Genomic DNA, 15,208 nt, shown 5'->3' on the forward strand with positions numbered 1-15,208 from the left:
CCTTCGACGCCCCCGCCGCCCGCCGGCTCCGCGAGGCCCTGGGGATGCTGCCGGGCCATGTCGCGTACGGGCTCGGCGCCCAGTACGGGCTGCGGGTCGCCACCGACACGGTGATCGCCTGGGAGCGGGGCACCGCCGTGCCGAGCGAGTACGAACTCACGGCGCTGGCCGGGGTGTTGTGGTGCTCCCCGGGCGAACTGCTCACCGGGGCCCGCACCCTGCGGGAGCACCGGATGGCCAAGGGCCTGGACCCGGCGGAGTTCGCCCGGCTGCTGGGGCTGACCGGGGACGCGTACCGGCGGATGGAGGAGTCCGGGCGCTGGCGCGGCAACGACCGGCAGTCGGCGCTGCTCAACAAGGTGCTGGGGCTGACGGCCGCCGGGTTCGTGACGGTGTCCGGCCGGGACGAGGAGCTGACCGGGCTGCTGCGCGAAGCGGTGACGACGCGCTGGCAGGCCCGGGTCCGGCCGATAGCGAAGCTGGTGCCGCTGGAGCACGGGGTGGTCCAGGACGTGCTGGAGCAACTGCACGCCGATTACCAGGCGTTGATGGTCCCGACGCTGAGCTGGAGCGGTACGGGCGCGGGCCGGGGCACGGAGCGGGCCGGGACGGCGGGCGACGCGGGGCGGGCCTTCCTGGCCGAGGTCCTGGAGCGGTTCTGGCGGACGGCCGGGGTGCGCGGGCCGCGCGTCTGAGCCCCGCGGCCCGCGCCCGGACCGGACGGCGGCCCGGTCCCGGCCGACCGCCGTCGCGTCCGCGGCCGCTCTCAGCCGCCGGCCGTCCCCGTCGCCACCGGGTCGAAGGAGAACAGGCTCTTCCTCTCCCCCGCGCAGTTCGTCTGCACCAGCTCGGCGCCGAGCTTCTCGCTGTACCTCTCGGCGCCGACGCACAGGCGGGTGTGGACGGGGCGGATCCGGTAGCCCTCGACGGGGCTTCCCACGGGCTCGATCCGGAACTTCTCCGCCTCGCCGCGCTTGCCGCACTCCTGGTCCTGGAGCGGGGCCCCGTTCTCCCGCGTCCCGTCCCAGATCCCGGTGCAGCCCTTCTCGTAGACCGGGTGGTCGGTAACGATCCGCCAGACGCCCTCGCCCAGCGGCTGGAGGGAGAAGCTCGGGATCGTCTCCTCCTCGCACCGCACCTGGTACAGCCGCCCGCTTTCGCTGCCCTGTTCCTCGGAGAGGCAGAACCCGGAGTGCACAGACCGTATCTGCACCGTCCGCCCCGCCACGGGTCCGGTCGCCGAGCGGGGGTCCGGCCGGCCCCCGTCCCCTCCGAGCAGGACGACGGCCGTCGCGACGGCGGCGAGCGCGACCGCCAGGAGGACCGCCGTCAGGACGATGCGGACCCTCCGGCGGCGGGCGGGGTCCGGACCGGCGGCCGGGGCGGACAGCAGCCGCTCCGGCCCGTCCGCGGGATCGCCCCCGGTCGCCCCGTCCTCCTCCGCCCGGTCGTCGCTCCCGCTCCCGGCCGTCCCGCTCCGCCGGCCGTGCACGGCGAGTTCCTTGCGCACCGCGAGCCACTCCCCGACCTCCGCGGGCCCGCATCCGCAGGCCCGTACGAACGCGGCGAGGAGCTCCTCGCGCGGGACCGACGTGCGCCCGAGCATGTTGGCGATCGTGGACCTCGGCAGGACGTCCCCGACCGCGTCGGCCCGCTGGCTCAGTTCGCGGAACGTCAGCCCCGACGCGTCCTTGAGCACCCGCAGGAGGGCCACGAACTCGTCCGCGCTCCGCGCCTCTTGAGGATCCGGGGCTCTGCCCTCGACCACCATGCTTCTGTGCCTCTCCCCTGGAATCCGTGTCCGGACAGAGTTGGGACATGTCCCGGACAGGGACAAGCCTTGTTGATCCGGGCCCCGGGCTCAAGAGTTGATTCCGGCACCGGAGTCGTCCGGTTCCGGTGCCTCCGTACGGCCACGGGCCGGAGGAACGGCGAGCGGCCCTGACCGTCCACGGGGGGACAGTCAGGGCCGCCGGGTGCCGGGGCGCGTCGGCGCCGTCGCGCGGGCGCGGGTCAGAAGACCGATTCCGCCTCGTCCATCCGGTCCTTGGGAACCGTCTTGAGCTGGGTGATGGCGTCGGCGAGCGGAACCATCCTGATGTCGTTGCCGCGCAGCGCCGTCATCCGCCCGAAGTCGCCCCGGTGGGCCGCCTCCACCGCGTGCCAGCCGAAGCGGGTGGCGAGCACCCGGTCGTACGCGGTCGGCGTGCCGCCGCGCTGGACATGGCCGAGAATGACCGGTCGGGCCTCCTTGCCGAGCCGGGTCTCCAGCTCGATGGCCAGCCGGTTGCCGATGCCCTGGAAGCGTTCGTGTCCGTACTGGTCGATCTCGCCCTTGGCGTACGGCATGGAGCCCTCGGCCGGGTGCGCGCCCTCGGCGACGCAGATGACCGCGAACTTCTTGCCGCGCGCGAAGCGTTCCTCGACCATCTTGACCAGGTCGTCGACCTCGAAGCGACGCTCGGGGAGGCAGATGCCGTGCGCGCCGCCGGCCATGCCGGACTCCAGCGCGATCCAGCCCGCGTGGCGGCCCATCACCTCGACGACCATGACCCGCTGGTGCGATTCGGCGGTGGTCTTGAGACGGTCTATGGCCTCGGTCGCGACGCCCACCGCGGTGTCGAAGCCGAAGGTGCGGTCGGTGGCGGAGATGTCGTTGTCGATGGTCTTGGGCACGCCGACGACGGGCATCCCGGCGTCCGACAGCATCCGGGCGGCGGTCAGGGTGCCCTCGCCGCCGATCGGGATGAGGGCGTCCATGCCGTAACGGCGGCTCAGCTCGGCGCAGTTCTCGGCGGCCTCGCGCAGCCGGTCGCGCTCCAGCCGGGCCGAGCCGAGGATGGTGCCGCCGCGGGCGAGGATGCCGCTGACCGCGTTGAGGTCGAGGGGGCGGAAGTGGCCGTCGAGGAGTCCCTTGAACCCGTCCTCGAAGCCGATCACCTCATCGCCGTGACCCACCACGGCTCGGTGGACGACCGACCGGATCACTGCGTTCAGCCCTGGGCAGTCGCCGCCTGCGGTGAGAACTCCGATGCGCATCGTGCTGTGTCTCCTGCTCGTCCGTGCCGGGCGCCTGGGGTCGGTCGCCGACGTTCCCCGTACCGTGGCCACGGCAATTGTTCCACGCTGGTACGGACCTGGCGCTCCCGGCGGGTCGGGGACCCCCGCACGGGTGGCCCCGCCGGTGCGTCGCGGCGCACCGGTGACGGGGCCGGGGAAGGCCCCCGCGGGCCCCGGCGCAGGGCCGTCCGCCCGGCGGGCGGCGCCTCGCCACCCACGGGTATCGTCAACATGTCAATACCATCCCAAACCGCAATCGGACGGGAGAGCACGCGTGACGCGCAGCGTGTACGTGACCGGGATCGACCGGGGAGACGGCCGTCAGGTCGTCGATCTGGGAGTCATGGAACTCCTGACGCGTCAGGTGGACCGGGTCGGGGTGTTCCGGCCCCTCGTCCACGACGGGCCCGATCGACTGTTCGAACTGCTGCGGGCCCGCTACCGGCTCTCCCAGGACCCCGGTTCGGCCTACGGCCTGGACTACCACGAGGCGTCCGCGCTCCAGGCGGAACAGGGCACGGACGAGTTGCTGACCCGGCTCGTCGAAAGGTTTCACCAGGTCGCCCGGAAGTACGAGGTCGTGCTGGTGCTCGGCACCGACTTCGCCGAGACCCAGCTGCCCGACGAGCTGGCGCTCAACGCGCGCCTGGCCAACGAGTTCGGCGCCTCGGTGATCGTGGTGGTCGGCGGGAAGGGCCAGGACGCCCGGTCCGTGCGGGCCGAGGCCCGCAACGCCCACCGCGCCTACGCCGGGCTGGGCTGCGACGTCGTCGCGCTGGTCGTGAACCGGGTGGCGGCCGAGGACCGCGACGCCATCGCGGACCGGCTGGCGGCCCGGCTGCCCGTCCCCTGCTCGGTCCTGCCCGACGACCCGGCGCTCTCCGCGCCGACCGTCGCCCAGATCACCGCGGCGCTCGACGGCACGGTGCTGCTCGGCGACGACTCCGGCCTGGCCAGGGACGCGCTGGACTTCGTCTTCGGCGGCGCGATGCTGCCGAACATGCTGAACGCGCTGACGCCGGGCTGCCTGGTGGTCACCCCCGGGGACCGGGCGGACCTGGTGGTCGGCTCGCTGGCCGCGCACAGTGCCGGGACGCCGCCCATAGCCGGTGTGCTGCTGACCCTGGACGAGCGTCCCGGCGAGGAGATACTCAAGCTGGCCGCGCGACTCGCACCGGGCACCCCGGTCGTGTCGGTGGCCGGCGGCTCCTTCCCCACCGCGGCCCGGCTCTTCGCGCTGGAGGGCAAGCTGAACGCGGCGACGCCCCGCAAGGCGGAGACCGCGCTGGGCCTGTTCGAACGCCACGTGGACACCGGCGCCCTGCTGGAGCGGATCTCGGTGGCCCGCAGCGACCGCGTCACCCCGATGATGTTCGAGCACGAACTGCTGGAGCAGGCCCGTGCCGACCGGCGCCGGGTGGTCCTGCCGGAGGGCACCGAGGAACGGGTGCTGCGCGCCGCCGACGTGCTGATGCGCCGCGACGTCTGCGACCTCACCCTGCTCGGCGATCCCGACCTCATCCGCAAGAAGGCGGCCGACCTCGGCATCGACCTCGCCGAGACCCGGATCGTCGACCCGCAGACCTCCGAACTGCGCCAGGTGTTCGCCGAGCGGTACGCACAGCTGCGGGCGCACCGCGGGGTCACGGTGGAGCTGGCGTACGACGTCGTCGCGGACGTCAACTACTTCGGCACCCTGATGGTCCAGGAGGGCCTGGCGGACGGCATGGTCTCCGGCGCCGTGCACTCCACCGCGGCGACGATCCGCCCGGCGTTCGAGATCATCAAGACGAAGGAGGACGCCTCGATCGTCTCCTCCGTCTTCTTCATGTGCCTGGCCGACAAGGTGCTGGTGTACGGCGACTGCGCGGTCAATCCGGACCCGGACGCGGAGCAGCTCGCCGACATCGCGGTGCAGTCGGCCGCCACCGCCGCCCGCTTCGGCGTGGAGCCGCGGATCGCGATGCTGTCGTACTCGACGGGCACCTCGGGTTCGGGCGCCGACGTCGACAAGGTGCGCGCGGCGACGGACCGGGTCCGGGCGAGCCGGCCGGACCTCATGATCGAGGGCCCGATCCAGTACGACGCCGCGGTGGAGCCGAGCGTCGCCGCGACGAAGCTGCCCGGTTCCGAGGTGGCGGGGCAGGCGACGGTGCTGGTCTTCCCGGACCTGAACACCGGCAACAACACCTACAAGGCCGTGCAGCGCTCGGCGGGCGCGGTGGCCGTCGGACCGGTCCTCCAGGGGCTGCGCAAGCCCGTCAACGACCTGTCCCGCGGCGCGCTCGTGCAGGACATCGTCAACACCGTGGCCATCACGGCGATCCAGGCGCAGGGCGAGGAGTGAACGGATGACCACCCCGACCACAGAGGGTTCCGGCACCGCGGGCGCGTACCGCGTGCTGGTCCTCAACTCCGGCTCCTCGTCGGTGAAGTACCAGCTGCTGGACATGAACGACCGCTCCCGGCTCGCGGTGGGGCTGGTCGAGCGGATCGGCGAGGAGACCTCCCGGCTGGTGCACACCCCGCTGCTCGGCGGGGGCGCCGAGCAGCGCGAGCGCATCGGTCCGATCGCCGACCACGAGGCGGCGCTGAAGGCGGCGGCCGAGGAGCTGGCGGCCGACGGGCTGGGCCTGGACTCCCCGGAGCTGGCGGCGATCGGCCACCGGGTGGTGCACGGCGGGCTGCGGTTCACCGAGCCCGTGGTGATCGACGACGAGGTGCTGGAGGAGATCGAGCGCCTGGTGCCGGTGGCCCCGCTGCACAATCCGGCGAACCTCACCGGCATCCGCACCGCGCGGGCCCTGCGGCCGGACCTCCCGCAGGTGGCGGTCTTCGACACGGCCTTCCACACGACGATGCCGGAGTACGCGGCGCGGTACGCGATCGACACGGAGACCGCCGACGCGCACCGCATCCGGCGCTACGGCTTCCACGGCACCTCGCACGCGTACGTCTCGCGCAGGGCGGCCGAGCTGCTGGGGCGCGCGCCCGAGGAGGTCAACGTCATCGTGCTGCACCTGGGCAACGGCGCCTCGGCGTCGGCGGTGGCCGGGGGCCGGTGCGTGGAGACCTCGATGGGGCTGACCCCGCTGGAGGGGCTGGTGATGGGGACCCGTTCCGGGGACGTCGATCCCGCCGTCACCTTCCACCTCAAGCGGGTCGCGGGCATGTCGACGGACGAGATCGACGTCCTGCTCAACAAGAGGAGCGGTCTGGTCGGGCTCTGCGGCGACAACGACATGCGGGAGATCCGGCGCCGGGTCGACGAGGGCGACGAGCGGGCGGCGCTGGCGTTCGACATCTACGTGCACCGGCTGAAGAAGTACATCGGCGCCTATTCGGCGGTCCTCGGCCGGGTGGACGCGGTGGTGTTCACGGCGGGGGTCGGGGAGAACTCGGCGCCGGTGCGACAGGCTGCCATCGCCGGTCTGGAGGAGCTCGGGCTGGTGGTGGACGCGGATCTGAACGAGGTGCGGTCCGGCGAGCCCCGGCTGATCTCGCCGGACTACGCGCGGGTCGCGGTCGCCGTGGTGCCGACGGACGAGGAGCTGGAGATCGCCGACCAGACCTTCGCGCTCGTCGGACAGGTCCACAACTGAGCGCACCCGCGCCCCTTTGTACCTTCCACCAGACGGAATATTCCGCAGCGAAACAAACCGATAGGATCCGCCCCATGCGCCGTTCCAAAATCGTCTGCACACTCGGTCCCGCCGTCGACTCCCACGAGCAGCTGGTCGCTCTGATCGAAGCCGGCATGAGCGTGGCCCGCTTCAACTTCAGTCACGGCACCCACGAGGAGCACCAGGGTCGTTACGACCGGGTCCGCAGGGCCGCCGCCGAGACCGGCCGGGCGATCGGCGTGCTCGCCGACCTCCAGGGTCCGAAGATCCGCCTGGCGAAGTTCGCCGAGGGCCCCGTCGAGCTGGTCCGCGGGGACGAGTTCACCATCACCGCGGAGGACGTCCCCGGTGACAAGTCGATCTGCGGCACGACCTACAAGGGGCTGCCCGGCGACGTCGCCAAGGGCGACCCGATCCTGATCAACGACGGCAACGTCGAGCTGAAGGTCGTCGCGGTCGAGGGTCCCCGGGTGCGGACGATCGTCATCGAGGGCGGCGTCATCTCCGACCACAAGGGCATCAACCTGCCCGGCGCGGCGGTCAACGTCCCGGCCCTGTCCGAGAAGGACGTCGACGACCTGCGGTTCGCCCTGCGGATGGGCTGCGACCTGGTGGCGCTGTCCTTCGTGCGGGACGCCGACGACATCAAGGACGTCCACAAGGTGATGGACGAGGAGGGCCGCCGGGTCCCCGTCATCGCCAAGGTCGAGAAGCCGCAGGCCGTCGAGCACATGCAGGAGGTCGTCATGGCCTTCGACGGTGTGATGGTGGCCCGTGGCGACCTGGCCGTGGAGTATCCGCTGGAGAAGGTCCCGATGGTGCAGAAGCGCCTGGTGGAGCTCTGCCGGCGGAACGCCAAGCCGGTGATCGTGGCGACCCAGATGATGGAGTCGATGATCACCAACTCGCGGCCGACCCGCGCCGAGGCGTCCGACGTCGCCAACGCGATCCTGGACGGCGCGGACGCGGTCATGCTGTCGGCCGAGTCCAGCGTGGGCGCGTACCCGATCGAGACGGTCAAGACGATGTCGAAGATCGTCGTCGCCGCCGAGGAGGAGCTGCTCTCCAAGGGCCTGCAGCCGCTGGTGCCGGGCAAGAAGCCGCGCACCCAGGGCGGTTCGGTGGCCCGCGCGGCCTGCGAGATCGCGGACTTCCTGAACGGCAAGGCGCTGGTCGCCTTCACCAAGTCCGGCGACACGGCCCGCCGGCTCTCCCGCTACCGCGCGGAGCAGCCCATCCTGGCCTTCACCACGGACGAGTCCACCCGCAACCAGCTCGCGCTGAGCTGGGGCGTCGAGGCCCATGTGGTGCCGCACGTGGACAACACGGACGCGATGGTCGACCTGGTCGACGGCGAGCTGCTGAAGCTGGGCCGCTACAACGCGGGCGACACCATGGTCATCACGGCCGGTTCGCCCCCCGGCATCCCCGGCACGACGAACATGGTCCGGGTGCACCACGTCGGCGGCGGCGAGCGCGACTGACCCGGCCCGTATCCCCGTACGGCGCGGCTGTGGGCCGCACTCCCCCGAGGAGTGCGGCCCACAGTGCCGTGCGGATCCGGCTCTAGCCGTTGCCGCCGGTGAAGTAGTTGTGCAGCCCGGGGACCTTGAGCGAGCCGCCGAACTGGCCCGCCTGGGTCACCGTGACCTTGGTGAAGAAGGCGAAGGGAACGTTCAGCGGAGGCGGTGTCTCCGGGCTGAACGTCACCGGGATGAGGCCGAAGAGGTTGCCCTTCAGCTTCTCCGTGTACATCGTCACCGTGCCGTTGCGGATGGTGGACTTGGAGCCCTTCCGCGCCTCGACGTGGGCCGTCGTGCCGTTCGGGCCGACGGTCTTCTGGTGGAGGTTGTCGATGTCGATGGAGCTCGCGGTGAACTTCAGCACCTTCTTGACGGTGCCGCCGTACGTCTTCACCTCGACGATGCCCTTGTAGTCGAGCCCGTTGAGGGTGAGCATCGAGCTCTCCAGGATCCACGGGTCGTCCGGGAGCAGCGGGACGCCGGTCTCCAGGTCGGCCGCGGCCAGCGCCTCGGGGTCGGCGGTCGGACACGGGAAGCGCTCCTTGGCGCCGTCCGGGATGTCCTCGTCCTTCTTGGCGTCGAGCCCCTTGACGCTCTCGTCGAGCTCCTCGACCGACTTGCCCGCCTTGCCTGCGGCCTCGCGGATGGCGTCGGCGGTCTTGTCGGCCGCCTCGTCCGCCGTCTTCTTCGCGGTGTCGGTGGCCTTCTCGGCGGGCTTCTCGGCGGTCTGCGACGGCTTCGGGGACTCGGTGGTCGGGGACGGGCTCGCCGTCTCCTCCTTGTCCGGTCCGTCGAAGAGGTCCCGCAGCGCGTCGCCGACGCCCAGCGGGTCGAGCGGGTTCCTCGACTGCGTCGGGGTGGGCGAGGCGCTGGGCGTGGCGGCGGGCGCCTCGGCCTTCGTCTCCGGCTTCGCCGCCTCGCCCGCGGACGGGGTGGCCGAGGGCTTCGGGGCCGTCGTGTCGTCCTTCCCGTCACCGGAGTCGGTGGCGGACGGGGACGGCGACTTGGTCTGGGAGGCGGACGGGGACGGCGACTCGCTCGGCTCGTCGGAGCGGGTCACGCAGGGGCCGGGAGCGAACGGGATGTCCGAACTGTCGTCGGCCATCGCGAGCTTGGGGGTGAGACCCATGCCCACGAAGACGGCCGTCGGCATCGCGGCGAGCGCGAACGCCTTGCCGGCCGGTATGTGCAGCTTCGTCAGCAACGACTTCCTGGGGGCCGCGTGACGCGGTCCGCTCTTCGGCCGGAGGTCCTCCCCGGTCGAGTTCAGCTGCGTCTCGTCACCCCGCACGATGCCTCCCGCCGTCGACCTCAACTGTCGTGTCGTACTGCTCCGGCTGCTGGGACACCGCCGCCGTGGTGTGGAACTCGGAGCCGGGCTCCTGCGCGTCCCGGCCGTTGCCGACCGCCGCGGAGTCCACCGCACCGGCGGGCTCGGGGTCGGGCTTCGGCTCGCCCGGGGCCCAGGAGACGGAGAGCGCTCCGCCGAGCATGGCGAACAGGAAACCGATGAGGAATCCGCCGATGTTGGCGACCGGGATGGAGATCAGCGCCAGCAGGATCGCGGCGACCCCGGCGAACACCCGCACGATGTGGTGGAACCACATCGTGAGGCCCAGCGTGATCAGCAGGATCCCGATGATCAGCGACCCCGCGCCGGCGGTCGTGGACATCGCCAGCGTGATGTTGCCGAGATGCATGTTGGCGTACGGGAAGTACGCGATGGGTAGACCACCCACCATGGTGAACAGGCCCGCCCAGAACGGCCGGTTACCCCGCCAGGTGCGGAATCCGCGCAAGAAGACGCGGAGGTAGTGCTCGTTCTGCCCTGTGGACTCGGGGCTCATGGAAAACAGCTCCCTGGAACCGGTACTGCTTGAAGAAGAGAAGAGGTCGGGCGGCCGGAGACCCCCGAAGGAGTGCTCCGGCCACCCTGGCGGGTGCTTAGTAGCACTCCTTGACGCCACTGTGCAGGCGCAGGCTCAGGTTGCTGAGCTTGAAGGTGCCCGCGGTGGTCGCCCATGCCGTCTGCTTCACGTTGGTCAGCGTCGCCTTCCTGGCGCGCTGCGCGAAGCCGTTCGGGTTCACCTTCTTCTCGGTGCCCGCCTGGATGCCGGGGGCGCCGACATCACCGGCGGCGACGCCGATGTCGATGTTCTCGAAGTACGCGTCGGCGTCGAGCTCGGCGACATCGAGGTACAGGTTGGTCGCCTTGACCGGCTTCTTCGGGTCCGTACCCGCGTTCAGCTGCAGCGTGACGTTGCCGAGGCCGAACGGCAGGTTCGGCGTGACCACCGACTGGCACATGTTGGTGATCGTGGCCTTGCTGAAGCCGGACACGGCCACAGCGTGCGCCGCGTCGTCACCCTTGAGGTCCTTGCCGGTGGCGACGCTGCCGTACTGGACGAAGTTCTCACCGACGAGCTTGTCGGTGCTCACCTTGAAGCTCTGGCCGGACACGCTGAACGACGCCGCGAGGGCGCCCTGCGCGAGACCGACACCCACCGCCGCGGTCGCGACGACGCTCGGCACCATGACCAGAGCGAAACGCTTCCATCTGGTGCCGCCACGAACCTGGGAACTCATATTTTTCCTCCTTCTCGGACGTACATCTCCGGTCCGGGCCTCGGCCCGTCCTGGGATGGGAGAAGTGCTACGTCCTCGGGAAGGAGAGCGCCTGCGTACGGAGGCACGAACCGCGCCCGAATCACCGGCGATCACCCCCGAGCGACAACCACTGGTCACGCATGCGCGCAACCCGTATCGGACAGGCCCTGCCGGACGGCAGGAACCCCCCTGTCCGGAGCCGGCCACCACTGCCGCCGACCCACTCGGTGGGGACCCAACGGGGCCGCCGCACCGACTGGCGGTCGGGCTGACGTTATTGGACCGAGCCCGGCCGATCGTGGTGCATTCCCGCCCGCGACACAAGGGGGTTCGTTACTCGCTAGTAACGGCCTGATAACCAACGCTCGACCGACCGAGACCGGGCCACCACGCAGGGTGGCCCCGAATCGGCGGACGAAAGGGCGGATCGACACCTCAAAGGGGACAGACCCCGGGTCGTGATTTACTCCGAGTAACAGGCTCTACCTTTATCAAGATTTGGTAAAGCGGAGGTGTCTCTTATCGCCCGATCGCGAAAACGGCCGCGGCAACCGGCGGGCGCCGCGGCCGTGTTGTCACATCAGAACAAGACCCGCGCCAGCGCCGTACGCGCGGCCACGACCCGCGGGTCGTCCGGGCCGATCACCTCGAACAGCTCCAGCAGCCGCACCCGCGCGGCGTCCCGGTCGTCGCCGAAGGTGCGGCGCACCGTCTCGACGAGCCGGCCGAAGGCGTCCTCGACATGACCGCCGACCAGATCCAGGTCGGCCGCCGCGAGCTGCGCGGCGACGTCGGCCGGTCCCTCGGCCGCGTCCTTGCGGACCTGCTGCGCGTCCATCTCCTTGACCCGGGAGAGGAGTTCGGCCTGGGCGAGGCCGAGCTTGGCCTCCGTGTTGGCCGGGTCGTCGGACAGGACGTCGCGGTACGCCTGGACGGCACCGGCGAAGTCATTGGCGTCCAGCGCCCGCGCGGCGGTTTCGAGCAGGGCGTCGTACGGTCCGGCGGGCACCTCGGCCGGGGCTTGGCCGGCGCCTTCGGCGGCGTCCTGGTCGACCACGATCCCGGTGAGCCCGAACCGCTCCTCGCCGACCTGGATCAGCTGGTCCAGCGTCTGCCGGATCTGGGCCTCCGGGGTCACGCCCTGGAAGAGCGGGAGGGCCTGCCCCGCGACGACGGCGAAGACCGCCGGAATGCCCTGGATGCCGAACTGCTGCATCAGCATCTGGTTGGCGTCGACATCGATCTTGGCCAGCACGAAGCGGCCGTTGTACTCGTGGGCCAGGCGCTCCAGGAGCGGACCCAGCTGCTTGCACGGCTCGCACCACTCGGCCCAGAAGTCGATGACGACCGGGACTTCGGCGGAACGCTGCAGGACATCGCTCTCGAAGCCCGCCTCGTCGACGTCGATCACCAGGGCGGAGGGGGGAACGGCACCGCCACCGCCGTGCCGGGCGGCCTCGGCGCGGGCCTGCTCCGCTTTCGCCTTGGCCTCACCGGCCGCCTTCACCGCGGCGAGGTCGACGACGCCGCTCATGGACATGTTCCTAGGCTGCATGCGTACATCCTCCCCCCTTGGCACGCCGATCCGAAAAGCGAGACGGGAACCGTGTCCGTCCGCAGCCCCCGCCGGTGTGCGGGACGCACGGACAGACACGGTCCGAGGGCCCCTGAAAGACCCGTCGAGCCCCTGAAAGGCCCGTTTCGGCACCGGGTCCCCACCCGGTGCCTGTGGTTGTCATTCGGTCGCGGCGTCACGACGGCACGACCGTCGCTCTTACGCTACGACCCGTAGCGTAACTTCCCCGTACCCCTCGCGCACAAGTGCGCCCGGTGATCTGTCTCACGGCTCCGGGGACCGGCCGGTTCTACTTACTGACCGGTATGGTCGCGGCATGCCGAGCCGCCCCCACCCCAAACCCCCACGAACGGGACGCCCGCGCAGCGTCGCGGCCGACGAGGCCATCCTGGAGGCGACCAGGGCCTCCCTGGTCGACCTCGGCTGGTCGAAACTGACGATGAGCGACGTGGCGACGCGGGCCGGGGTCGCCAAGACGACCCTGTACCGGCGGTGGGCGGGCAAGAACGAACTGGTCGTGGACGCCGTCGCGGTCCTCTTCGACGAACTGGAGCTGCCCGACCTGGGCAGCCTGTCGGCCGACGTGCAGTCGGTGGTGCTGCAGTTCGCCGCGCTGCTGGAGCGGCCGGAGACCCGGACGGCGCTGATGGCGGTGGTCGCGGAGTCGACCCGCGACGAGGCGCTGCGGGCCCGGATACGCGACTCGATCGTGGACCGGCAGAAGCGGCTGGTGCTCCAGGGGCGCCGACGGGCCCAGGAGCGCGGGGAGCTGCCCCGGGAGCAGGACGAGGACGTGGCGGCGGCGACCGCCGACCTGATCTTCGACGTGATCGCCGGTGCGGTGGTGCACCGGGTCCTGGTGAGCGCGGAGCCCGTGGACGCGGACTGGGCCCGCCGCTTCACCGTGCTGCTGCTCGCGGGACTGGGGGCGGCGGCCGCCGTCTGAGGGCCGCCCCGGCGGTGCGCGGTACGGACGAAACGGTGCGGGTTCCCGGGAGCGGGGCCGTGCCGCCCGCCGCTCCCGGGAACCCGTCCGTCCGTCAGAAGCCGGGCGGCTCCGTGTAGATGCCCCACTCGTCGCGCAGGACGCCGCAGATCTCGCCGAGCGTGGCCTCGGCCCGCACCGCGTCGAGCATCGGCGCGATCATGTTGGAGCCGTCGCGGGCGGCGGCCAGCATCGCGTCCAGGGCCGCCTTCACCCGGGCGTCGTCGCGGGCGTCCTTGCGGCCGCCCAGCACCCGGACCTGCTCGCGCTCGACCTCGTGGCTGACCCGGAGGATCTCCAGGTCGCCGGTGACCGAGCCGTGGTGGACATTGACGCCGACGACCCGCTTCTCGCCCTTCTCCAGCGCCTGCTGGTAGCGGAAGGCGGACTCGGCGATCTCGCCGGTGAACCAGCCGTCCTCGATGCCGCGCAGGATGCCGGAGGTGATGGGCCCGATCGGGTGCTGCCCGTCCGGGTGGGCCCGGGTGCCGCGCTCCTTGATCTGCTCGAAGATCTTCTCGGCGTCGGCCTCGATCCGGTCGGTGAGCTGCTCGACGTACCAGGAACCGCCCAGCGGGTCGGCCACGTTGGCGACGCCGGTCTCCTCCATCAGTACCTGCTGGGTGCGCAGCGCGATCTCGGCGGCCTGCTCGGAGGGGAGCGCGAGGGTCTCGTCGAGGGCGTTGGTGTGCAGCGAGTTGGTGCCGCCGAGGACCGCGGAGAGCGCCTCGACGGCGGTCCGCACGACGTTGTTGTACGGCTGCTGGGCGGTGAGCGAGACGCCTGCGGTCTGGGTGTGGAAACGGAGCCACTGCGCCTTGTCGGTCTTCGCCCCGTAGACCTCCTTCATCCAGCGGGCCCAGATCCGGCGGGCGGCGCGGAACTTGGCGATCTCCTCGAAGAAGTCGAGGTGCGCGTCGAAGAAGAAGGAGAGGCCGGGCGCGAAGGTGTCGACGTCGAGGCCGCGGGAGAGGCCGAGCTCCACGTAGCCGAAGCCGTCGGCCAGGGTGTACGCGAGCTCCTGCGCGGCCGTCGCACCGGCCTCGCGGATGTGGTAGCCGGAGACCGAGAGCGGCTTGTAGGCGGGGATGTCGCGGGCGCAGTGCTCCATCAGGTCGCCGATGAGGCGCAGATGGGGCTCGGGCTGGAAGAGCCACTCCTTCTGCGCGATGTACTCCTTGAAGATGTCGGTCTGGAGCGTGCCGTTGAGCACCCCCGGATCGACGCCCTGGCGCTCGGCGGCGACCAGGTACATGCAGAAGACCGGGACGGCGGGGCCGCTGATCGTCATGGACGTGGTGACGTCGCCGAGCGGGATGTCCTTGAAGAGGATCTCCATGTCGGCGGCGGAGTCGATGGCCACGCCGCAGTGCCCGACCTCGCCGAGCGAGCGGGGGTCGTCGGAGTCGCGGCCCATCAGGGTCGGCATGTCGAAGGCGACGCTGAGCCCGCCGCCGCCGGCGGCCAGGATCATCTTGTAGCGCTCGTTGGTCTGCTCGGCGTTGCCGAAGCCGGCGAACTGGCGGATGGTCCAGGTGCGGCCCCGGTAGCCGGTCGGGTGCAGTCCCCGGGTGAAGGGGTACTCGCCGGGCCAGCCGATCCGCTCGAACCCCTCGTACGCGTCGCCGGGGCGGGGCCCGTAGACGGGCTCCACCGGGTCCCCGGAGAGCGTGGTGAAGTCCGCGTCGCGCTTGCGGGCCTTGTCGTAACGGGCCTGCCAGCGGCGGCGGCCCTCCTCGATCGCGTCAGCGTCCATGTCTTCGAATTTACTAGGACGTCCTAGTAAATGTCGATGGCAAACCGCCCGGTGCTCGGCACGGGGCGGTTCGGGTGG

12 protein-coding genes are annotated in these 15,208 nt (G+C 71.2%); 5 read left to right on the forward strand and 7 right to left on the reverse strand.

Going from position 1 to position 15,208, the window contains the following annotated elements; genetic code table 11:
• The first annotated feature begins 44 nt into the window (after positions 1 to 44).
• Positions 45 to 695: a helix-turn-helix transcriptional regulator gene (locus ABZZ04_RS04605; RefSeq protein ID WP_356930958.1), complete on the forward strand. Its 651-nt coding sequence runs from the start codon at positions 45 to 47 to the stop codon at positions 693 to 695.
• A gap of 71 nt (positions 696 to 766) precedes the next feature.
• Here the strand turns inward: ABZZ04_RS04605 and ABZZ04_RS04610 are convergent, their stop codons facing one another.
• Positions 767 to 1,771, reverse strand: a complete 1,005-nt coding sequence (locus tag ABZZ04_RS04610; RefSeq protein WP_356930726.1) for an XRE family transcriptional regulator — start codon at positions 1,769 to 1,771, stop codon at positions 767 to 769.
• A 242-nt stretch (positions 1,772 to 2,013) separates the two neighbouring features.
• A complete protein-coding gene (locus ABZZ04_RS04615; protein WP_356930727.1) occupies positions 2,014 to 3,039 on the reverse strand; it encodes an ATP-dependent 6-phosphofructokinase in 1,026 nt (341 codons plus the stop codon).
• A 295-nt stretch (positions 3,040 to 3,334) separates the two neighbouring features.
• Between ABZZ04_RS04615 and pta the strand changes: the two genes are divergently transcribed.
• The 3 genes from pta (at position 3,335) to pyk (ending at position 8,167) form a co-directional block, all read left to right on the forward strand.
• A complete protein-coding gene (gene pta / locus ABZZ04_RS04620) occupies positions 3,335 to 5,407 on the forward strand; it encodes a phosphate acetyltransferase (protein WP_356930728.1) in 2,073 nt (690 codons plus the stop codon).
• Positions 5,408 to 5,411: 4 nt separating this feature from the next.
• Positions 5,412 to 6,662, forward strand: a complete 1,251-nt coding sequence (locus ABZZ04_RS04625; RefSeq protein WP_356930729.1) for an acetate kinase — start codon at positions 5,412 to 5,414, stop codon at positions 6,660 to 6,662.
• Positions 6,663 to 6,736: 74 nt separating this feature from the next.
• Complete coding sequence (pyk, locus tag ABZZ04_RS04630) at positions 6,737 to 8,167, forward strand: pyruvate kinase (RefSeq protein ID WP_356930730.1); 1,431 nt, start codon at positions 6,737 to 6,739, stop codon at positions 8,165 to 8,167.
• A gap of 82 nt (positions 8,168 to 8,249) precedes the next feature.
• Here the strand turns inward: pyk and ABZZ04_RS04635 are convergent, their stop codons facing one another.
• The 4 genes from ABZZ04_RS04635 to ABZZ04_RS04650 form a co-directional block, all read right to left on the reverse strand.
• Positions 8,250 to 9,497 carry a hypothetical protein gene (locus ABZZ04_RS04635; RefSeq protein WP_356930731.1) on the reverse strand — a complete coding sequence of 416 codons (1,248 nt, stop codon included), beginning with the start codon at positions 9,495 to 9,497 and terminating at the stop codon, positions 8,250 to 8,252.
• A complete protein-coding gene (locus ABZZ04_RS04640) occupies positions 9,487 to 10,053 on the reverse strand; it encodes a DUF6114 domain-containing protein (protein WP_356930732.1) in 567 nt (188 codons plus the stop codon). The genes ABZZ04_RS04635 and ABZZ04_RS04640 overlap by 11 nt, the downstream gene beginning before the upstream one ends.
• Positions 10,054 to 10,150: 97 nt before the next feature.
• Positions 10,151 to 10,792 carry a DUF6230 family protein gene (locus ABZZ04_RS04645; protein WP_356930733.1) on the reverse strand — a complete coding sequence of 214 codons (642 nt, stop codon included), beginning with the start codon at positions 10,790 to 10,792 and terminating at the stop codon, positions 10,151 to 10,153.
• A 601-nt stretch (positions 10,793 to 11,393) separates the two neighbouring features.
• Positions 11,394 to 12,368 carry a tetratricopeptide repeat protein gene (locus ABZZ04_RS04650; RefSeq protein ID WP_356930734.1) on the reverse strand — a complete coding sequence of 325 codons (975 nt, stop codon included), beginning with the start codon at positions 12,366 to 12,368 and terminating at the stop codon, positions 11,394 to 11,396.
• 337 nt (positions 12,369 to 12,705) lie between these two features.
• Between ABZZ04_RS04650 and ABZZ04_RS04655 the strand changes: the two genes are divergently transcribed.
• Positions 12,706 to 13,335: a TetR/AcrR family transcriptional regulator gene (locus tag ABZZ04_RS04655; protein ID WP_356930735.1), complete on the forward strand. Its 630-nt coding sequence runs from the start codon at positions 12,706 to 12,708 to the stop codon at positions 13,333 to 13,335.
• A gap of 94 nt (positions 13,336 to 13,429) precedes the next feature.
• Here ABZZ04_RS04655 and ABZZ04_RS04660 read toward each other — a convergent pair whose 3' ends face one another.
• The gene (locus ABZZ04_RS04660; RefSeq protein ID WP_148839272.1) at positions 13,430 to 15,130 is read right to left on the reverse strand and encodes a methylmalonyl-CoA mutase family protein; all 1,701 of its coding nucleotides are present in this window, start codon (positions 15,128 to 15,130) and stop codon (positions 13,430 to 13,432) included.
• Between the last annotated feature and the right edge of the window lie 78 nt (positions 15,131 to 15,208).

Origin of the sequence: Streptomyces sp. NPDC006435 (genome assembly GCF_040612315.1) — a bacterium.
Classification (GTDB): domain Bacteria; phylum Actinomycetota; class Actinomycetes; order Streptomycetales; family Streptomycetaceae; genus Streptomyces.

What these genes read in the sequence shown, in the direction of transcription:
- ABZZ04_RS04605 (WP_356930958.1), top strand. Translation starts at nt 45, where the DNA reads ATGCTGCCGGGCCATGTCGCGTACGGGCTCGGCGCCCAGTACGGGCTG.
- ABZZ04_RS04625 (WP_356930729.1), top strand. Translation starts at nt 5,412, where the DNA reads ATGACCACCCCGACCACAGAGGGTTCCGGCACCGCGGGCGCGTACCGC.
- ABZZ04_RS04610 (WP_356930726.1), bottom strand. Translation starts at nt 1,771, where the DNA reads ATGGTGGTCGAGGGCAGAGCCCCGGATCCTCAAGAGGCGCGGAGCGCG.
- pyk (WP_356930730.1), top strand. Translation starts at nt 6,737, where the DNA reads ATGCGCCGTTCCAAAATCGTCTGCACACTCGGTCCCGCCGTCGACTCC.
- ABZZ04_RS04650 (WP_356930734.1), bottom strand. Translation starts at nt 12,368, where the DNA reads ATGCAGCCTAGGAACATGTCCATGAGCGGCGTCGTCGACCTCGCCGCG.
- ABZZ04_RS04615 (WP_356930727.1), bottom strand. Translation starts at nt 3,039, where the DNA reads ATGCGCATCGGAGTTCTCACCGCAGGCGGCGACTGCCCAGGGCTGAAC.
- ABZZ04_RS04640 (WP_356930732.1), bottom strand. Translation starts at nt 10,053, where the DNA reads ATGAGCCCCGAGTCCACAGGGCAGAACGAGCACTACCTCCGCGTCTTC.
- ABZZ04_RS04655 (WP_356930735.1), top strand. Translation starts at nt 12,706, where the DNA reads ATGCCGAGCCGCCCCCACCCCAAACCCCCACGAACGGGACGCCCGCGC.
- ABZZ04_RS04660 (WP_148839272.1), bottom strand. Translation starts at nt 15,130, where the DNA reads ATGGACGCTGACGCGATCGAGGAGGGCCGCCGCCGCTGGCAGGCCCGT.
- ABZZ04_RS04645 (WP_356930733.1), bottom strand. Translation starts at nt 10,792, where the DNA reads ATGAGTTCCCAGGTTCGTGGCGGCACCAGATGGAAGCGTTTCGCTCTG.